14 protein-coding genes and 3 pseudogenes are annotated in these 18829 nt (G+C 62.5%); 6 read left to right on the top strand and 11 right to left on the bottom strand.

Annotated elements, in window-relative coordinates; genetic code table 11:
• Positions 1–111: pseudogene (locus tag ACZYOF_RS34475) on the top strand (IS5/IS1182 family transposase); the annotation flags it as partial.
• Between the two features lie 297 nt (positions 112–408).
• Here the strand turns inward: ACZYOF_RS34475 and ACZYOF_RS34470 are convergent.
• Positions 409–1359 (bottom strand): annotated as a pseudogene (locus tag ACZYOF_RS34470) (aldo/keto reductase); the annotation flags it as partial.
• A gap of 83 nt (positions 1360–1442) precedes the next feature.
• Between ACZYOF_RS34470 and ACZYOF_RS34465 the strand changes: the two are divergent.
• Positions 1443–2003, top strand: coding sequence for a TetR/AcrR family transcriptional regulator (locus ACZYOF_RS34465; RefSeq protein WP_463718557.1), 561 nt, complete (start codon positions 1443–1445; stop codon positions 2001–2003).
• Between the two features lie 494 nt (positions 2004–2497).
• On the opposite strand, the gene ACZYOF_RS34460 is transcribed toward ACZYOF_RS34465, so the two are convergent.
• From ACZYOF_RS34460 to ACZYOF_RS34445, 4 genes are all read right to left on the bottom strand, one after another.
• Positions 2498–3514 carry an NAD-dependent epimerase gene (locus ACZYOF_RS34460; protein ID WP_463718556.1) on the bottom strand — a complete coding sequence of 339 codons (1017 nt, stop codon included), beginning with the start codon at positions 3512–3514 and terminating at the stop codon, positions 2498–2500.
• Between the two features lie 240 nt (positions 3515–3754).
• Positions 3755–4171, bottom strand: coding sequence for a hypothetical protein (locus tag ACZYOF_RS34455; protein WP_282532307.1), 417 nt, complete (start codon positions 4169–4171; stop codon positions 3755–3757).
• A gap of 125 nt (positions 4172–4296) precedes the next feature.
• Complete coding sequence (locus ACZYOF_RS34450; RefSeq protein WP_165421253.1) at positions 4297–4452, bottom strand: hypothetical protein; 156 nt, start codon at positions 4450–4452, stop codon at positions 4297–4299.
• Between the two features lie 124 nt (positions 4453–4576).
• Positions 4577–4732 carry a hypothetical protein gene (locus ACZYOF_RS34445; RefSeq protein ID WP_463718555.1) on the bottom strand — a complete coding sequence of 52 codons (156 nt, stop codon included), beginning with the start codon at positions 4730–4732 and terminating at the stop codon, positions 4577–4579.
• 288 nt (positions 4733–5020) lie between these two features.
• Here ACZYOF_RS34445 and ku point away from each other — a divergent pair, with 288 nt between their 5' ends.
• Together ku and ACZYOF_RS34435 are read left to right on the top strand one after the other, a co-directional pair.
• The gene (gene ku / locus ACZYOF_RS34440) at positions 5021–5980 is read left to right on the top strand and encodes a non-homologous end joining protein Ku (protein ID WP_282532308.1); all 960 of its coding nucleotides are present in this window, start codon (positions 5021–5023) and stop codon (positions 5978–5980) included.
• Between the two features lie 60 nt (positions 5981–6040).
• Entirely contained in the window at positions 6041–6274 is a 234-nt protein-coding gene (locus ACZYOF_RS34435; protein WP_463718554.1) for a hypothetical protein, read from the top strand.
• Between the two features lie 18 nt (positions 6275–6292).
• Here the strand turns inward: ACZYOF_RS34435 and ACZYOF_RS34430 are convergent, their stop codons facing one another.
• Together ACZYOF_RS34430 and ACZYOF_RS34425 are read right to left on the bottom strand one after the other, a co-directional pair.
• On the bottom strand, positions 6293–6460 hold the full coding sequence (locus ACZYOF_RS34430; RefSeq protein WP_130580537.1) for a Flp family type IVb pilin: 168 nt from the start codon (positions 6458–6460) through the stop codon (positions 6293–6295).
• 527 nt (positions 6461–6987) lie between these two features.
• Positions 6988–8571: a porin gene (locus ACZYOF_RS34425; protein WP_130580535.1), complete on the bottom strand. Its 1584-nt coding sequence runs from the start codon at positions 8569–8571 to the stop codon at positions 6988–6990.
• Between the two features lie 350 nt (positions 8572–8921).
• Here ACZYOF_RS34425 and ACZYOF_RS34420 point away from each other — a divergent pair.
• A pseudogene (locus ACZYOF_RS34420) lies at positions 8922–10565 on the top strand (thiamine pyrophosphate-requiring protein); the annotation flags it as partial.
• Between the two features lie 165 nt (positions 10566–10730).
• The gene (locus ACZYOF_RS34415; RefSeq protein ID WP_463718553.1) at positions 10731–11648 is read left to right on the top strand and encodes a PaaI family thioesterase; all 918 of its coding nucleotides are present in this window, start codon (positions 10731–10733) and stop codon (positions 11646–11648) included.
• A gap of 3 nt (positions 11649–11651) precedes the next feature.
• On the opposite strand, the gene ACZYOF_RS34410 is transcribed toward ACZYOF_RS34415, so the two are convergent.
• From ACZYOF_RS34410 to ACZYOF_RS34395, 4 genes are all read right to left on the bottom strand, one after another.
• Entirely contained in the window at positions 11652–12557 is a 906-nt protein-coding gene (locus ACZYOF_RS34410) for an efflux RND transporter periplasmic adaptor subunit (protein WP_463718552.1), read from the bottom strand.
• Positions 12558–12577: 20 nt separating this feature from the next.
• Complete coding sequence (locus ACZYOF_RS34405) at positions 12578–12775, bottom strand: DUF1656 domain-containing protein (RefSeq protein WP_130580531.1); 198 nt, start codon at positions 12773–12775, stop codon at positions 12578–12580.
• Positions 12772–14853, bottom strand: coding sequence for an FUSC family protein (locus tag ACZYOF_RS34400; RefSeq protein ID WP_463718551.1), 2082 nt, complete (start codon positions 14851–14853; stop codon positions 12772–12774). The genes ACZYOF_RS34405 and ACZYOF_RS34400 overlap by 4 nt, the downstream gene beginning before the upstream one ends.
• Before the next feature lie 153 nt (positions 14854–15006).
• Positions 15007–18252 (bottom strand): CHAT domain-containing tetratricopeptide repeat protein, encoded by a 3246-nt coding sequence (locus ACZYOF_RS34395; protein WP_463718550.1) that lies wholly within the window; start codon positions 18250–18252, stop codon positions 15007–15009.
• Between the last annotated feature and the right edge of the window lie 577 nt (positions 18253–18829).

Raw genomic sequence — 18829 nt, 5'->3', positions numbered from 1 at the left:
TGCTTCTCGAAACTGAAGCGTTTCAGGCGCGTTGCTACGCGCTACGAAAAAACCGCACGAAATTACTTCGCTGTCGTCGCTATCGCCGCAACTCTGCTCTGGCTAAGATAACTGTCCACGCGACCTAACGGGCCAACCAAAAGGTTCGGCTTCGGCGACCAACCCAGATATCGCCAGCAGCCGAGAGGAGATTGGCAGCGGGCTCGCCGTAGCGGGTGACGACACGGCGAAAATCCTTGAGGCTGCAGAAGGCGTTCTCGATAGGGTGACGGCCTCAAGGCTCCCGTACGGAGATCACCGAGGTTCGGCTTTGATGTCAGGGACGGACTTCCTGAACCCGCTTACGGCCTCTGCACTACGGGCCAGGACGGCCGGGTTAGACACACCCTGATGGTCCCGACGGGCGGTGTAAGGGGCCTCTAGTTCGGCAGCCTCGTCGTCCGTCAAGGTTATCGAGAGCGCCGCGATCGCGTCGTCGATATGCTTGGCCTTGAGCGCACCCACGATTGGCGCCGCAACGACGGGATTGCGACGCAGCCAGGCCAATGCGATCTGCGCTTGGCCGATGCCCCGTTCCGCTGCAATTGCTGCCGCCGCCTCGACGATTTTCCGATCGCTTTCCGCAGTCGCCGCGTTTTGCTCGGCGCCCGCGGGTTCGGCTTCCGAACGGGAACTGATCGCGCCCCACGGTCGAGCCAAGCGGCCGCGCGCAAGCGGGCTATAGATGATTGTCTGCACGCCTTCGTCGGCGCAGAGCGGCAGCATCTCGCGCTCTTCCTCGCGGACGAGCAAGTTATAATTGTCCTGCATCGACACGAACCGCGTCCATCCGTTTGCCCTCTGCAGATGCAACGCCTTGCTGAACTCCCATGCCATCATTGAGGAGGCGCCGAGATAGCGCACTTTTCCGATCTTCACGAGATCGTGGAGCGCCTCAAGCGTTTCTTCCCACGGGGTGGTCTGATCGCGGCGATGGATCTGGTAGAGATCGATATAGTCGGTGCAGAGCCGCCTCAGGCTATGGTCGACCTCGGTCATGATCGCCTTGCGTGACAAGCCGATGGCGTTGGGGCCATTACGCGTCGGCGCAGATAGCTTGGTGGCGATGACCACACTATCCCGACTGACGAAATCCTTCAGCGCTTTCCCCAGGATCTCCTCGCTATTTCCATTCGAATACAAGTTTGCAGTGTCGAAGAAGTTGATCCCGGCTTCAACCGCGCGCCGGATCAGCGGGCGGCTGGCTTCCTCATCGAGCGACCAGGCCGGATGGCCACGGGAAGGGTCTCCAAAGCCCATGCAGCCGATGCAGATGGGGGAAACTTCAAGGCCTGAGTGACCAAGCTTTATGTATTGCACGCGACCTCCTCGACGGGTAGCTAAGTGGATAGCTCTCCGGTTTACGGGTTACCGGAGAATTCTCCGCTTAGTCAAGAGGTGTGATGGCCGACCTTGAGGCAAAACTGCGCGCCGACGCACAGGCGAACCGTGACCGTATTCTGGACGTGGCGCGCGATGCGTTTGCTGCTGACCCGGGCGCGTCCCTCAACTCCATCGCGAAGATAGCTGGAGTCGGCGCGGGCACGCTCTACCGTCACTTTCCGACCCGCGAGGCCTTGCTGGTGGGCGTCTATCGCAAGGAAATTGGTGCGCTTGTGGAGCTCGCGCCGAAGCTGCTTACAAAGCATCCTCCGCTGCAGGCTTTCCGATTGTGGTGCGATCGGTTTGTTCGGTTTGGTGAGGTGAAGCATGGCGTTGCTGACACGCTTCGGGCAGCAATATCGGATCAGGACTTTCAGGAAACCTACCGACCTCTGGTGGAGGCGGTTCGCCGGTTGATGGAGGCCTGCGAAGGCTCGGGCGACATACGTCCAGGCGCCGAGCCTGAAGATGTCTTGACGCTTTTGGGATTGCTATTGCGAATTTCACCGACCTCGGACGGGAAAGCGCAGACAAAGAGAGTTCTCGCGCTTATCTTCCGCGGCTTGGGTGCCGAAGAATAGCTCTCCCGGTCACGAAGCGGCACCACGATAAGTCCGGCGACGGACCACCTTTCAACCGCTCGACTGGGTTGGCATCAATCCGGGATCAAGCGTCAGCGCGATCACGCGTCTTCGCACGTGGTGATGCTTCAGCGACGGAAGGCTTCTCGGAAGAGCCTCGAATCCCATAAGGCGCATACAGCAGATAATGCGCCCGACGTTTCCGCGAGCGCCAGTCGCGCGCCGCATATCCCAGCAGAACGCCGACTGAAAAGGTGACAAGCAAAATCAACGCGGGAAACATGACATCAGTCCAATATGCCTGCCGACAATATATCTCGTTCTGACAATATTTTCATGTGCCGGTTGTGACGACATCATGATTGCGGCGCTGAAACATTGTTCAGGCGCCTGACTCCATGTGCAGGCGGCTGCCTCGATATTGATCAGAGACGATCTTACGACGGCTGACGGTACGCCGTTATGACGGCGGCAATGCAAACCGAAGCTATCCGTCACACGCGATGATAGTCGCGGAACCAGGCGACGAACTTCTCGACGCCATCCTCGATCCTTGTATGCGGCCGAAAGCCGATCTCGCGCGCGAGGTCGTCGACATCCGCAAAGGTTGCGGGCACGTCGCCGGGCTGCATGGGCAGCAGCACCTTCTGGGCCTCGCGGCCAAGCCCCTTCTCCAGCAGCGTGACCACGTGCATCAATTCTTCCGGCTTGTTGTTGCCGATATTGTAGATGCGCCATGGCGCCGTGCTCGAGCTCGGATTGGGCTCGTCGCCCGACCAGTCCGGATCGCCCTGCGGCACGTGATCGACGAGCCGCGTCATCGCCTCGACGACGTCGTCGACATAGGTGAAATCGCGCCGCATGTTGCCGTTATTGAACAGGTTGATCGGCTTGCCCTCGCTGATCGCGCGCGCAAAGAGATAGAGCGCCATGTCGGGCCGATACCAGGGGCCATACACGGTGAAGAAGCGAAGCCCGGTCATCGGGATGCCGTAGAGGTGGCTGTAGGAATGGGCGATCAGCTCATTCGCTTTCTTGGTCGCGGCATAGAGGCTGATCGGATGATCGACATTGTCGCGCACGGAGAACGGTAGCTTGGTGTTGGCCCCGTAGACCGAGGAAGACGACGCGAACAAGAGATGCCGGCAACCATTATGCCGGCAGCCTTCCAGGATGTTGATGAAGCCCTCCAGGTTGGAGTCGGTATAGGCGTGAGGATTCTGCAGCGAATACCTGACGCCCGCCTGCGCCGCCAGATGGACCACCACCGGAAAACGGTACTGCTCGAACAGCGCCTTCATGCCGGCGCGGTCGGCGAGATCGAGCTTCCGGAAAGTGAAGTTCGGATGCTCCTTGATGAGGTCGAGGCGGGCGAGCTTGAGCGCCGGATCGTAATAGTCGTTCAGATTGTCGATGCCGATGACGCGCTGGCCGGCCGCCAGCAATCGTTGCGTCAGATGAAGGCCGATGAACCCCGCGCAACCCGTAACCAGCAAATCGTCTGCAGACACCGCTTTTCCATCCTTCGCGCCATAACACCCAGCAGCGCCATGATCGCCGGACAATGCGTCGCTGTGAAGGCTCTAGTGGAACCGACCGGCCAATTATGCTTGATGGACGCGAGCGGTTGTCCGCTTTTGGGTGCCTGCCCTAGAGCTTCGGTTCTGATTAAATCAGAACCGAAGCTCTAGATTCTTGTTTTGACGCGTTTTTCTTCGCGCGAACCGGCGTCCACTTCGCTCGAAAACGCTCTAGTTGCTGGCAGCCGTCTTGTAGTCCGGAAACCGGCTCAGCACGGCGGCCTTCATGAACTTGAAATGCGAGATCGCCGCAGCGAGTTCCTGCAGCCGGCGCTGCCCGTTGGCGATCTCGGCGTCGAACAAGTCGTGGTGATAATTGTCGAGCGGCTCGCGCTCCAGATACTCGTCGGTGCCGTTGCCGAGCGTCACGGCGGCGCGCGCCAGGACATCGTCGACACGGCGGCTCAGGCCGCTCTGTTCGCTTTCCGCCGCCTGCAACGCATTGTCGATCGCGGCCACGATGGATCCCACGCGCAGCCGGTCGGTCTCGGCGTCGCGCTCGGGCGAACGCGCGCGAAACCCCTCATCGATCCCCAGCCGGGCCTTGATGAAGTTCTGCGCTCGGGATCGCAAGAAGAGCTGAAACATCTGCGTTCGTCCGGTCCGGACCGTTACGGGGCAACGCCCAAAAGTCGCCCCTTCTTAGTTAAGGAACGGTAAAGTTGCGGCCGTCGCACCCCGCGGCGATCGGCCATAGGGATGCGGCCCGCCATTCAAGAGAAACACCAGAGCATCAATTTCAGGAACAGCGAACCCAGCAGATAGACCCAGCCTGCCATGGCCAGCAGCGCTATGGCCACGAACGCGCCGGAGAAACCGTGCTCCTTCACCCGCCTCAAAAGCGAAACTTTTTCTGGTGGGGAGAGCATGCCGGATCTGCGGTGGGAACCTTCAGATCCGACTTCTACGGCGCAAATTCGATAAACTGGTGACGCTCCCCGACCGCCACGTTCCAGAGACCTTGTGCGGGCGACACGTGTCGCGCGCCGTCTCCTAGGTGCGGAAGAATGCGAACCAGATCACGCCAAGGATCAGAACCGCGAGCCCGGTCGAAACCGACAACAGCGCGGCCACGGAGGGTCCTGCTTCGGCCTGGCGCGCCTCGGTCGTGGTTTCAACAATCCGGCCATCTCGGTGTGTCGTTGCCATGCGCCACCTCATTCCATTCAGTTAGCAGTTAACTGCCTGCAACTGCCGGCTAATGCCTGGATGTCCCGTCCCCAGGCGCAACGCATGGTCGGAAGCGATGTTCCTGAGGATTTGGCGGCGAGCCGAACAGGCCAACGCGTCGCATGGGGCCCGCAAGAAATCCGCAAGAACCATGCGGGCGATCAGCGGTTAACCGTCATTGGCAGGTTCACCGTTTGGCCATGTTTGAAACCCGGTTCCGCGGTGGTATCCTCTGCCTCCCGTCTGTTGCGTCTTCGGAGTATCCCCATGGCCCCCCGCGCCAACTGGAAGGGTTTTCTGCGGCTGTCGCTCGTGACCTGCCCGGTCGCGCTCTACCCGGCCACGTCAGACACCGAAAAGGTCTCCTTCAACCAGGTCAATCGCAAGACCGGGCATCGCATCAAATACGCCAAGGTCGATGCCGAGACCGGCGAGGAAGTTGCCGCCGAAGACATCATGAAGGGCTACAAGGTCGATACCGACACCTACATCGAGATCACCAAGGACGAGCTCGACGACATCGCCCTGGAATCGACCCGTACCATCGAGATCGATGAATTCGTGCCGAAGGCGGATATCGACAGCCGCTATCTGATCCGCCCCTATTACCTCATCCCGGACGGCAAGGTCGGCCACGACGCGTTCGCGGTGATCCGCGAGACCATCCGCAGCCTGAACAAAGTCGCGATCGGCCGCGTGGTGCTGACCAACCGCGAGCATGTCATCGCGCTGGAGCCGCTCGGCAAGGGCCTGATGGGGACGCTGCTGCGCTACCCCTACGAGGTCCGTGACGAGAAGGAATATTTCGACGACGTACAGGACGTGAAGATCACCAAGGACATGCTCGATCTCGCCAAGCACATCGTCGAGCAGAAGTCGGCCGACTTCGACCCCGAGGAGTTCGACGACCGCTACGAAACCGCGCTGATAGAGTTGATCAACCAGAAACGCAACGGCCTGCCCGTGGCGAAGCCCGCGCCGAAATCGACCGGCAACGTCATCAACCTGATGGACGCGCTCAAGCGCAGCCTTGCCAATGAGCAGCAGGCGCCCGCCCCCACTAAAGCAAAAGGCAAGAAGCCGAAGAAGCGGGTCGAGGGCCAGCGCGAAATGCTGTTGCCGATCGCCGGAAGCGGCACCGGCGCCGGCAAGCGTGCCGCCAAGGAAGAGCCGAAGAAGGCGGAAAAGCCCGTGCGCGCGCCGACCCGGGCCAAGAAGGCCGGATAGGCGGGGAAGCGGCCCGGCGGTCTCATGCAATGATAACGACGCGGCAGGCGGCAAGCTGACATGCCGTGGTCGACGCCTTTCGAGCAGCCGATCGTCCTGCGCGGCGGCCGCAAGCTGGTGACGCTTCAGCACGCCGCCGACTACATCATGAAGCTGCCCGAGCCGGTGCAGCAAAGCGAGCGTTGGCAAACCGCGGTCGAGAATCTGATCCATGCCGCCGAGAGCGGCGGCGGTTGGCTGATGTTCGCGCGGATCGCGGTGCTGCGGGCGCTCAACGAAGACGAGGCCGGCTGACGGCCACGGGGCATGCTATTACTGCGGGAAGCCGTCGCGAACCCGCACAAAAAGCAGCCTGACGTTTTCGCCAAGGCTGGTGACCGCGGCGACGATCACGATGCTGATGCTGCAGGCAACGAGGCAATATTCGATCGCGGTTGCCCCGCGCTCATCGCTGAAAAAACTTGAAATCAACTGGCGCATCAAAATCCCCGCCGACACCTCGCACGGGTTTCTCCCGCCTCGCGTCTCGGCCGCAACCTAAAAGCTGACTGGTTGATGCCGCCTTGACGGACAGGATGAACGATTGATTAAGGCCATGCGTGGATTGCGCCGGTATTCATACGGTGCGGAAAATTTACCAGACGTTGCGCGCCACCTCGGACAGTTGGCGTCGGTACTGCCGCGGAGGAAGCACATGCCCCAAGAAACGCGAGAAACACGCAGGAATTACATCGGCGTTCTCTACGAGGAGACCGACGAGCCGCGCATGGTGGGCGAGCTGCGAACCGCGAACGATCGCCAAATGCGCCGATATCTCCAACGGCTGGTGGCGGCGGTGTTCAATCGACGCGTCGGAGCGAGATGATCTCCATCGTCCGCCTCGATCGTCAAGCAAATCAGCGGGCCGCCACGACGGCTGACCCGCTGACACGTGGCGCGAAGCAATCCGGAGGAAGACGCCGGATTGCTTCGTCGCCGTTTCCTCGCAAAGCGCAAGGCGAGGGCGATCAGAAGTTGCGCTGGGCGCGAAGCTGCAGGAAGAACGTATCCTGGTCCTTGAACTCGTAAGTCGCAGCCGGCTTGGGGGCAGAAGCTCCAAGGACGGCCGTGCCCTGGAATTTCTGGTCGAGGTGGAACCACTGGAATTCAGCCGAGAACGTCAGGTTCTTGACCGGGGTCCAGCGGGTGACGGCACCGAGTTGCGACACGTTGAAGTCGGGGTTGCAGACGTAATTCGCGCTGACCGCCTTGGCGGGCGTCGTGAAGTTCGCGCAGATGAACGCCTTGGCCGTGCCGTCATACCGGACCGCCGAATAGCTGCCGTAGAAGCTGGTCGACCAGTAGGGATCCCAGTTGTGGTTCAACGCACCGCGGATGCCGAAGGCCTCGGTCAGATGCAGCGATCCGTCGCCGCCGGCTGCCACCGGCAGGTACACAGCGTCAGTGGTCGCGCCGAAGCCGATGCTCTGATACGCGCCGAAAGCGCCGCTGCCACCGAACATCGCAAAGCTCGGCGAGGCCGACGATGTCGCGATCACGTATTTGGTCGCGCCCTTGGCGTAGCTCGCATCGAACTTGATGTCGTCGCCGGGGCCGGTCGGGACGTTCTTGATGTTCACGCCGACCATCGTCGCGTAACCCCAGGAGTCGTCGGGATGCCCGGAAAGCTCGGATGCCGCGGTCGGCGCCGCGCCCGGAAGACCGACGCCGCCCGCCGGAGCGCCAGCCGCGTTGAGCGTATTGTAGGACGCGCTCACTTCATGCGCCGCGGCTGAAATCTGGAACAGACCCCAAGCCTGGTCGAGGCGGACATTGCCGACGACGTCAGGCGAACGAACGCCCGCATAGGCGTTGCCGGAATTCAGCGTCGCGTTCAGCGGCAGCGAAAGGTTGTAGATCGTGGTGCGGTCCCAGACCGCCGGATCGTCGAGGCCGATGCTGGCGGACACGCCGTTGCCGAACTGCGCCGTGTACTGGATGTTGTTGACGCCGGTGTCGGTGTTCTGGCCGCCCATCAGGAAGGACGAGTTGTTGCCCGGGAAGCCCTGCCAGGGCGTCGCATAGGCCGAAGAAGACTTACCAAACGTGAAACCGGCAAACTGAATGAAGATATACTCGACTGCGACATAGCCGCCGCCGGGCGTGTCGAGGAGCTGCGCGCCAGCAACCGGGAGCGAGCCGTTGATCGAGTTCGGGTTGAAGGTGCTGCCGCCGAGCGTGGAGAACTGGAAGTCGCCCTGCATGAAGGTGCGAACCGTGCCGTACTCGGTGGAGGTGCGCGTGTCGAATGTCAGCGCCATACGCGCGCGGGTCGCGAAGTAGTCGCGATAGCGGTTGTCCTGGCCGAGATCGCCGTTCCAGGCCGGCTGGCCCTGCGGACCGCCGTTGAATGTCGTGTCGACGCGCAGATAGCCGCCGATCTTCATGCAGGTGTCGGTGCCCGGGATGTACCAGAAGCCGGCGCCGTATAGCGAGCAGACCTTCACATATTCAACGGCCTTTGCCTTGACTGGAAGATCGGCTGCTTGCGCGCCGCTTATGGCCATCAGGCCGGCGGCTGTGCCGAGAATGAGTGTTCGCGCCCGTAACATCTGATCAAATCTCCTGGTCCCTCAACATGCACACGCATGTTTGAGGCGTTACCTAATTCAAAAACTTCCGGCGCGAATAACAACGCGGTGAGGTCGATGCTGTTGGCGAGGCGCTGTGACGTTTTCGTCACTCTTACGCTTCGAGGCTCATCGAATAATCGTATTCGCGTCGCGCAGATCAGATCTGCCAGCACAAACTTTTGATCGGCCATTCGCGCATCGCGCCCCTCCGCATCGCGAAACGCATAACTGCAGCCCCGAGATGCGCACGACGCATGCTTTACGCGCCCGCGAAATCCTGATCCTCTGTTGCAAAGCGGTCGGATGAACCGGCCGCGACCCAAGGGAGAGACACGGCCATGAAGCTCGGCACGGCGATTGCGGAAATCATGAAGCGCGAGGGGATCGAGATTCTCTGCGGCTATCCCGTCAATCATCTGATTGAGCACGCCGCGAACGCCGATATCCGCCCTATCATGGTGCGGCAGGAGCGCATCGGCGTGCACATGGCGGACGCGATCTCCCGCGTCACGTCCGGCCGCAGCATCGGCGCGTTCTGCATGCAGCACGGCCCCGGCTCGGAGAATGCGATGGGCGGTGTGGCGCAATGCTTCGGCGAGTCGGTGCCCGTGCTGGTGCTGCCGATGGGCTATGCGCGCCGGCTCTCGAACATCGAGCCGAACTTCAATTCCAGCCAGGCGATGAAGGCGTTTACGAAATCGGCGGAGCCGATCATTCTCGCCTCCGAAGTCTGCAACATCTTCCGACGCGCCTTCACCAAATTGAAGAACGGTCGCGGCGGCCCGGTCATCGTCGAAATCCCCGCCGATATGTGGAACGAGGAGGTGCCGGAGCCCTTGAACTACACGCCGGTGCTGCGCACCCGCTACGGCGCCGATCCCGTGCATGTGAAGGAAGCCGCCGAACTCCTGATCAACGCCAAGCGTCCCGTGATCTATGCCGGCCAGGGCGTGCATTATGCCCGCGCCTGGCCGCAGCTGAAGCGCCTTGCCGAACGCCTCGCCATTCCCGTCACCACGAGCCTCGGCGGCAAATCGTCATTTCCGGAGACGCATCCGCTGTCGCTCGGCTCGGGCGGGTTAGCTGTGCCGCGCGCGGTGCCGAAATTCCTCACTGATGCCGACGTGATCTTCGGCATCGGCTGCTCGTTCACGGAGACGAGCTTCGGCATCGCGATGCCGAAGGGCAAGACCATCATCCATTCGACCCTCGACCCCAATCATCTGAACAAGGATGTCGAGGCCAAGGTCGGCCTGGTCGGCGACGCCGCGCTCGTGCTCGATGCGCTGCTCGACGAGATCGGCAAGACCGTCACGTCGGATCGCGATGCCAGCGCAGTCGCCGCCGAAATCGCCGCCATCAACAACGAGTGGCTCGCGAAATGGATGCCGAAGCTCACCCATAACGAGGCGCCGCTCAATCCCTACCGCGTGCTGTGGGACCTGCAGCACACCGTCGATGTCAGCAACACCATCATCACCCACGATGCCGGCAGCCCGCGCGACCAGCTCTCGCCGTTCTGGAAGTCGGTCGAGCCCCTCTCCTATCTCGGCTGGGGCAAGACCACGCAGCTCGGCTACGGGCTCGGGCTCGCCATGGGCGCCAAGCTCGCGATGCCGGACAAGCTCTGCATCAACGTCTGGGGCGATGCCGCCATCGGCTTCACCGGCATGGATTTCGAGACCGCGGTGCGTGAGCGCATCCCGATCATGTCGATCCTGCTCAACAATTTCTCGATGGCGATCGAATTGAAGGTGATGCCGATCTCGACCGAGAAATACCGCTCGACCGACATTTCCGGCGACTACGCCGCGATGGCGCGCGCCTTCGGCGGTTACGGCGAGCGGGTGACCAAGCCTGAGGACATCGTGCCGGCGATCAAGCGCGGCATCCGGAAGACCAAGGAAGGCATCCCGGTTCTGCTCGAATTCATCACCAGCAAGGAAACCGAGGTGTCGAGGCCGGGCACGTAGATCCTGTAGGGTGGGCAAAGCGCAGCGTGCCCACCATCCACGGTCGGTGCAAGAGATGGTGGGCACGCGGAGCCTGTCATCGGGCGCGCGTTCGCGCGACCCGTTGGCTTTGCCCACCCTACGATTCTGATCGCAAGCTGAGCCACAGTGGTTTAAGACGTCGGCATGTCCGAGACATCGACGTTCAATACGCCGCTACCGTTCGACGAACTGGCGGAAGCCATCAAACGGCGCCGCTCCACCTACGGACAGATCAGCGGCCTGCAGCTCGATCGCGCCGCGCCCGGCGAAGCCTGGTCACGCCTGCCCTATCGGCCGGTCTTTGTCGGCCACACGCAGACCGGCGTTCTGCATGGCGGCGTGGTTACCGCCATGCTCGACGAGAGCTGCGGCATGGCCGTGCAGCTCGCGCTGGACGGCACGCGCGCCATCGCCACGCTCGATCTGCGCATCGATTACCAGAAGCCCGCGACCCCAGGTCTCGATATCAACGCGCATTCGATCTGCTATCGCGTCACCCGCTCCATCGCCTTCGTGCGCGCGACCGCCTATCAGGAGTCCGAAGACGATCCGGTGGCCACCGCGACCGCCTGCTTCATGATCGGCGCGAACCGCACCAACATGCTGTTCGACAAGCTGCGCAATGACGCCGCGTTGCCCGTGCTCGAAGCACCCGACGATCCCTCCGGCCCATTCGCAAACAGCCCGTTCGCGCGGTGTCTTGGCATCCGCCTCAGTGAGGACGGCACGCTGGTGATGCCTTTCTCGCCGAAGATCATCGGCAATCCACTCTTGCCCGCCATCCATGGCGGCATGACCGGCGCCTTCCTCGAGACCGCCGCGGTCGTGGGCGTGACGCGCGAGCTCGGCGTTTCGGCGCCGCCGAAGCCGATCGGCCTGACGATCAATTATCTGCGCTCCGGCCGCGCCCTCGACAGCCGCGCCAACGTCTCCATCGTCAAGCAGGGCCGGCGCGTCGTCGCGTTCGAGGCGCGGGCCTGGCAGGATGACCCGGCCAAGCCGATCGCCTCGGCGTTCGGTCATTTCATGCTGCGGCGATCACCCGGCCTCGATGACGAATAGGCCTTACTTGCTCGAAACCGAAACCGCCGCATCGGGTTGAGGGCCCCGCCCCGTGACCTGCAGCGTCGCGGTCATTCCGGCACTCAAGGTGACTCCGTCCGGCACGTCGTCGATGGCGATGCGGACAGGAATCCGCTGCGCCAAACGCACCCAACTGAAGGTCGGGTTGACGTTGGCGATCAGATCCGTGCCGATGACATTTTCCCGATCCGTGATCGCGCGAGCGACGCTTTCGACATGCCCCTTCAGCGGAGCGTCGAATCCGAGCAATCGGACGGAAACGGCATCTCCCAGGTTGATGTAGCGCAGCTTGGTTTCCTCGAAATAGCCGGCGATGTAGAAGGAATCCTGGTCGACGACGGCAAGGACCGGCTTTCCCGCCGTGACGTAGTCGCCGCGATTGAGAAGCAGATTGGTGACGTGGCCATTGACGGGCGAGCGCACATTGGTTCGCGCGAGATTGAGCTTGGCGACGCCCACCTGCGCCATCGCCTCGTCGTAAGCGGCACGGGCCGCAAGCGTGGCGCTTCGTGCCTGATTGAGGGCTTCGGCCGAGATCGCATCGACACTGAGCTTCTCGCGGCGATCTTGTTCCTCCTGCCGTTCGTCGAGCGTCGCCTTGGCTCCCGCGGCTGTGGCCTCCGCCTCCTCGAGCGCGAGCTGATAGCGCGCCGGATCGACGACGAAGAGAATATCTCCGACCTTGACCTGCTGGTTGTCCTTGACGCGCAGGTCGATCACCGCACCCGCGACATCGGGAGCGACGTTGACGACGTTGGCCCGCACCCGACCATCGCGCGTCCACGGCGTCTCCTCGTACAGCCGCCACAACCACCACCCTGCAGCGATCGCCACCGCGACGGTCGCGATCGTCACCGCGTATTGCGCAAAGCGCCCGAGACTCGGCATGGCAACAGCTCACCAATATCTCACATGCTCACGCCGACGACCAATGTGAGCAGAATGAGGTAGAGCGCCGTATTGAACAGCGCCGGATGCCAGACAACACGATAAAGGCCAATCCGGTCGAATACGAGCCGCATCAGCACCCAGATGACCGCGGCAGCCCCCATATAGGCAAGAAACGGGGAGACGTAGACGCCGCCCAGATTGATCTCCTTGATCATGCGGTTGCCGCCTCGCTCACCGGCCGGGACGAAAGGCGCCGATCGCCAAAGAAGAAGCCCCCATGCTGCTCGAGGGTGGTCTGGATCCCATAGAGCGCATCGGCAACGATCAACAGATCGCCCTCGGCCGAGAGCGCGCGGTTGCGCGCCGACTCGAGCAGAGGTGCGACAGACGCAGAAGCGCGTCCGGACAAGGACGCCCGAAACGCACCGGATAATCCTGCCAATGCCCCCTCGATCGAACGCGCCACATCGGGGGGCACGTGCGGCAGTTCCCGTCGCAGGATAAGGATGTTCAACCCGACGCGTAGCGCGGCAAAGCCACCTTGCACGGATTGGCCGTAGCGTGGCGTTTCGGGGTCGAGCTGTGCCAGCAGCGCATTGATGCGATCGAATGTCCGGCTCTCATACGCAGTACGGGTCTCGGGCGTTGCGGTTGTCGCAACGCGGGCCAGATCACGCAGCAAGCCACGGATCATGCGGGTGGCCGCCACTTCTCGTCCAAACGGACGGAACAGCGCCAGCGAGACCGCGCCGAAGCCGATGCCGACCAGGTAGCCCAGCGCGTTGTTGGCGAACGCCTCGAAGTCGTAGGTCATCTGGTTGGAGATGCCGATCAGGCCGCCCGCGACGAAGATCAAGGGTATCACCATCGGAACGGCCTGAGGGACCGTCAGCAGCAGCCCGCAAACGAGGTACAATGGCGCAAGCGCGACCACCAGCGCGGCAAACGTATCGAGCCTCGGCAACAGCACGAACAGGTAGGCCGCGGAGATGACGGCGGCGACGGCCGTCATGCGAAAAAACATCAGCGCGCCGGCGGCCGGGTTGTCACGCGCGCCCATGATCGCGCACATGATGCCGGCGAAGGTGACGGCGGTGGCACCATTGGGCCACGCCGAATAGATCCAGAACAGGCTGGCCAGGACGATCGTCAACGCGGCGACAACGCCACCGGTCAGCGCGAGCGCCGGCTCGCGATAGGGCTGAAAGGATGGCGCGGCTTCGCGCTCTGGGGGCAGCACTCCCAGGCCCATATGCGTCCGGATCCAGACCGTATCGCGCCAGATATCGATGATGTCCTGCAACCGCAGCAGGATGTTGCGGACCAGGAAGGCGTTCGGTGTGCTTTCAAGCTCCTGCCGCGACGGCTGTGCGGCGTCGATCTCGGCCTGGATTCTCGTCCCATCGCCTGCTTCCCGCCACGAGTCATCCGGCGTCGCCGGTCCGGTCCAGGCGGCGATATGCGCCTTCGTCATCTGCAGAAGCGGTCGCAGCCGCTCGATCCGCTGCGGGTCGCGTTGCCGCAGCAGCAATATCCGGTCATGAACCGAAACGAGATGCGACAGCAGCGATAGCAGCTTGGCTTCGAACAGGCGGACCAAACTGTCCATCGCCCTGACCGCCGGCGTATCCAGGTTGGCGAAGACGCGCAACTGCTCCAGGCCGACGACGGCAGCGATCATGCGGCGCCGGTCCGTCTGAATTTCGGCTTCGACGGAGTCTGCCGACAGCCTGTCTCCGGCCCAGCGGGCCATGGTCGGCAGCGTCGATGACAGCGCATCGACCAGGGCAGCGCCGGCGCGCTGCGGAAACACGAGGTGGTGGACCAGCGTCGCGCAGGCGATTCCGAGGATGATTTCCAGGCAGCGCGCCACGGCAAAGTCAAAGGCGGTCTCCGGAGCGAGCGCCGCGGGAAGGCCGATGATGGCGGCCGAATAGCCGGAGAGCATGCCGACATAGGCCTGCGGTGCATCGCGCAGATAGATCGAAACGGCCGTGCCCGCACCGATCCAGAGCGCCAGCGCCAGACAGAACAGCTCCGGCGCATTGGAGAACAGCGCAACCAGGACCAGCGACGCGACCGCGCCGATCACAGTCCCGAGCACCCGGTAGAGCGATTTGGCGAGCACCATCCCGGCCAGCGGCTGGGACACAACGTAGACCGTCGTGATGCTCCAACTCGGTTGCGACAAGTCCAATTGAAATGCGATGTACAGCGCCAGCACGGCAGCGGCGAAGGACTTGACCGAGAACAGCCCGTCCCGCCAGGAAAATCCGCGGATGATCGCGATCATGGTCCCCCACCCGTGAGGCGGCCTTCGACACAGCCGTGCGACCTCGCCTTCTCAAAGCAGATCAGGCGACCAAGTTCCCACGGTCGGCCGCGGTTGTGACGTATTCGCGGTGTTCCCAACCGAGCCTCGTCCTCCTGGCCGGGGATTGACGCGCTATGAGGCACCGTTTCCGACGAGCACAAAGGGCGCCCAGACGCTGGGATGAGCATTGTCGCCCCCCTTGGCGACCAGTGCCGAAATCGAGCGGCGAAGCGCCTCGGCGCGGCCGGTGTTAGGCTGCGACGTCATAACACCGATTGCGCCCGTCGTGATGGCGACGGCGGCCTCCGAATTCACCGGCCAGTGCGAGACCAAGAGCGCACGCGTGCCTGCGTAGAAGAACGCTCTCGCCAGACCGGAAAAGGCTTCCGAGTTCGCTGCTTCGCCGCCGGCCGTGTTGCAGGCTGAGAGCACGACCCAGTCGGCGTCGAGCTTGAGCGCGGAAATCTCCGACGATGTGAGATAGCCGTCGTCGGACTGCGTAGCGGCAGCGGGCGGCGTCAGGATCAGCCCCGGCTCGATCGAGCCGCGGACCTGACCGGCCAGCGCTGCGTGCGTTGCAAAGTGAAGAATGCGAAACTGTTCCAGCCGTCCGCTTTCGCTGAGCGACTTCACCTTTGCTTCGGTCGCCTCATTGCCCAGGTAAACCTCGCCCTTCGCAGGCGCAAAGCTGTTCGCCACGGCGCACAGTTCGAGCGCGGTTTCGGGCAGCGGCACGAGATGCCTGAGTTGTTCGATGTCCGCCGTGCCGCCGGAAAGGACGACGGCCGACCGGTGCCCTCTTTGAACTACCAGGCTTGTTCGTGGCTCCGCGCCTTCTGCGCAAGTCTGATGAAGCCGCGCCTGCTTGACGCGGTCGACAACCCAGTCGCTCTGACCGTCTCCATTCAACAGCGGATTGCCAAAACCTATGAACGGCTTGGACGCCTTGCTCCGTTGCGCGACCTGGCGCAGCGCTTTCAGGCTCGAGACCGACGGCAAGACGGTCGTCGCAAACCGTTTAACCAGCCAGGGCTGCTTGGCGAGATCCCGCCGAGCGCCGTCAGATGCAGGCTTGCCCGTCAGCAGGAGCTGGAAGGGCAGCGTCGCCAGCGGGCCGGATGGAACGAGAATGAGCTCCTTGCCTTCAATGTCCTTCTCGACCGGCTGAAGCAGCGCCTGGTAAAGCCCGAACGCCCGGTCCAGATCGAACGGCAATTGATCGCTCGGCGGGCGATCCATTCCGAGCTTTTCGGCGCAGGCGCGGCTCGCATCCATCCACGCTTCGTAATCAACGCCACAGCGCAAAATGCTGACCGTCTCCGCCACCTGCTTCGCGCCGATCGGTGCGGCGTGCCAACGGACATCGGACGCCGTGACGGTCCACACGAAGGTAAAGCGCGACGTCGTAGTGAACAGCAGCAGCGCCTCCTTCGGGCCCAGCGCTTTTCGAACCTCTTCAAGAGAAATCGATGTCCGGGCCACGAGCGCCGCGTATCCCGGAAATTGAGCCGTTATCTCGCGATCGAGCGCTTCGATCTGGCTTGCAATGCGCGTCGCCTGGCCACGGATCGCCTGCTCCGTCTCCTGATTGCGCGCTGCATTCGGCTGTGAAATGGCCGAGATCAATAGTCTATCCGTCGCTAGCGCCTGCTCGCTCAGGTCCTGTCGCAGGCGAACCCGCGCCGACAGATCTCCGCTGCCCGCCGCGATCCGCGCCGACATTCCGCTGACGGCCTTTGCCGCCTGTTCGTCCCCGATCCACTGCGCGGTCTCGAAGGCCCGAGATCGCAACGTCGTCGCCTTGTCGCCATCAGCCGCGCCTGCGAGCTGGTAGGCGGCAACGATCATGCCGGGGAATGGATTTGTGTTGTCATGGAATTTCAGATCGGCGGTGGTTTGCGCCGCATTGGCTTCGCCAGCGCTGCGGTTGATCAATATCGTGGAAGCGCGCGCAAACGCATCATAGGCCCGCTGCCAATCACTGGCGTCCAAGTAATGCGCCCCGAGGTTGTTGAAGCTGTTGGCGACGTCCGGGTGCACCTCGCCAAGTGTATTCAGGCGGATGTCCAGCGCCCGCTTCAGGAGCGGCTCGGCATCCTGGGACCTGCCGGTGCTGTCCATGATGACAGCAAGATTGTTGAGGCTGCTCGCAACCAGCGGGTGGACCTTGCCAAGCGCTGCCTCGCGTATCGAAAGCGACCGGCGCGCCAAGGCCTCCGCCTCCGCGTAGCGCGAATCGTCGCCAATCAACGTGACGAGATTGTCGAGCGAGACGGCGATATCGACATGGTTCGCACCGAGGCTCTTTTCGCGGATCGCCAGGGAGCGGCGGAACAATTGCTCGGCCTCCTTCTTGCGACCGGCATAAGCCTTTGCGTCGGCGAGATTGTTCAACGTCGTCGCCACATTCGGGTGGTCAGGTCCGAATGCCTTTTCCTGAATGGCAAGCGCACGAGCCAGCAGGGTTTCGGCGTCCTGGGCCCTGCCCTCCCGAGAAAGAACGATCGCGAGATTGTTGAGGCTGGCGGCGACGTCGGCATGATCACTGCCGAGCGCCTTTTCCCTGATGGCCAATGTGCGCCGTGCCAGTTGCTCGGCGTCGGAAAGCCGCCCCTGCAGGCGCCTGAGTTCTCCGAGATTGTTGAGCGTCGAGGCGAGATAGACGCTGTCACGGCCGTGGCGCTGTTCCTGGAGACCGAGCGCTTCAAGGAATCGTTCCTCGGCAAGCTGAAGCCGGCCTTGCGCCTTGTACGCCTCCGCGATGTTGTTCAGGACCACCGGGACCATGATGTCGGCCTGTCCCGATGCGCGCTTGAAGACTTCAAGCGCCTGGCTGTAAATCTCGAGCGCCTCCGCCTCTCTCAATTGACGGTGACGCACATTGCCGAGCTGCATGCGCGCCATCGCGGTGTTGAGATTGTCGCGGCCCAAGGCGCTTTCGTTGATGGCGATCGCGCGCGAGGCATTGCGCTCGGCGTCGTCCAGTCGGTTCTGGCTGAAGGCGATCTGGCCGAGGGTGGCAAGGACTGCCGCAACATCAGGATGGTTTTGCCCCAACGCCTTCTCGCGGATGGCAAGGGCTCTTTTCAATGCGGTTTCGGCTTCGGTCATCTCGCCCTGGGCCTGCAGAGCCTGCGCCAGCACGACAAGGGTTGTCGCCGTCAAAAGCGACTGTCGACCGGTGGTCTTTTCAGCCTCGCTTGTCAGCTTTCTGGCCAGCGGCAGGGCTTCGCTGTATCGCCCCTCCTTGGCGAGCGCCGTGATGCGTTGCATCAGCGCCAGCATTTCCTGCTCGCCTGCCCCGCAAGGCAACGTAACCATGCCTGCAAGGAATAAAGCGACGATAAACCGGGCGATCAACGTTCGGCCTGCTCGCATGCCCCACCGCTCCAATTCACTTTTGCAAAGCATCTGACATCGCCACCCTCTGGGGCTAGAGCAAGGCGGAAGCCGAGCCCTGCTCCGCACGGCGGTGTCGTTGTAGGGTGCAAAACCCTCGGCACATACTCGGCTCAATCGAACAAGGCGAGATGACACTGCCGCGTGCCCCGAAACGCGATGCGCGCGCATGTCAAATTTCCTAGACATTTCAACGTGATTTGCCCGGTCCAGTCCCCACGCGAAAAACATTCCGCTTCCGTCGTCGGGCAAATCAGTGATTTAACCCCGCGCGTCTCACCCAAGATGAGGGGCGGATCGCGATCGTCACGAACGTTGCGGTGAGATGCGGTGGACGTGAAGCGCGTGACTGACGAGCACACACATCACGGACGGCGAAGTCGTGTGGTCCTGGCGCCCCGACGCTGGCGCTAAGTTTTTCGCGCGAACAAGTTCGCGCTTGAGATGACGGTGGCAAGAAAGCCCGGTCACCGGGGAGAGCACGAAATAAGCCGTAACACCATCGCGCAGGGAAAGCCGGAATGCTTCGGTTGAACCTGTGGTCCTACCCCCGTGC

It is taken from the genome of Bradyrhizobium sp. LeoA1Lang (assembly GCF_055413685.1).
The sequence above is the reverse complement of the archived record's forward strand: the minus strand, read 5'-3'. Positions and strand labels throughout refer to the sequence as shown.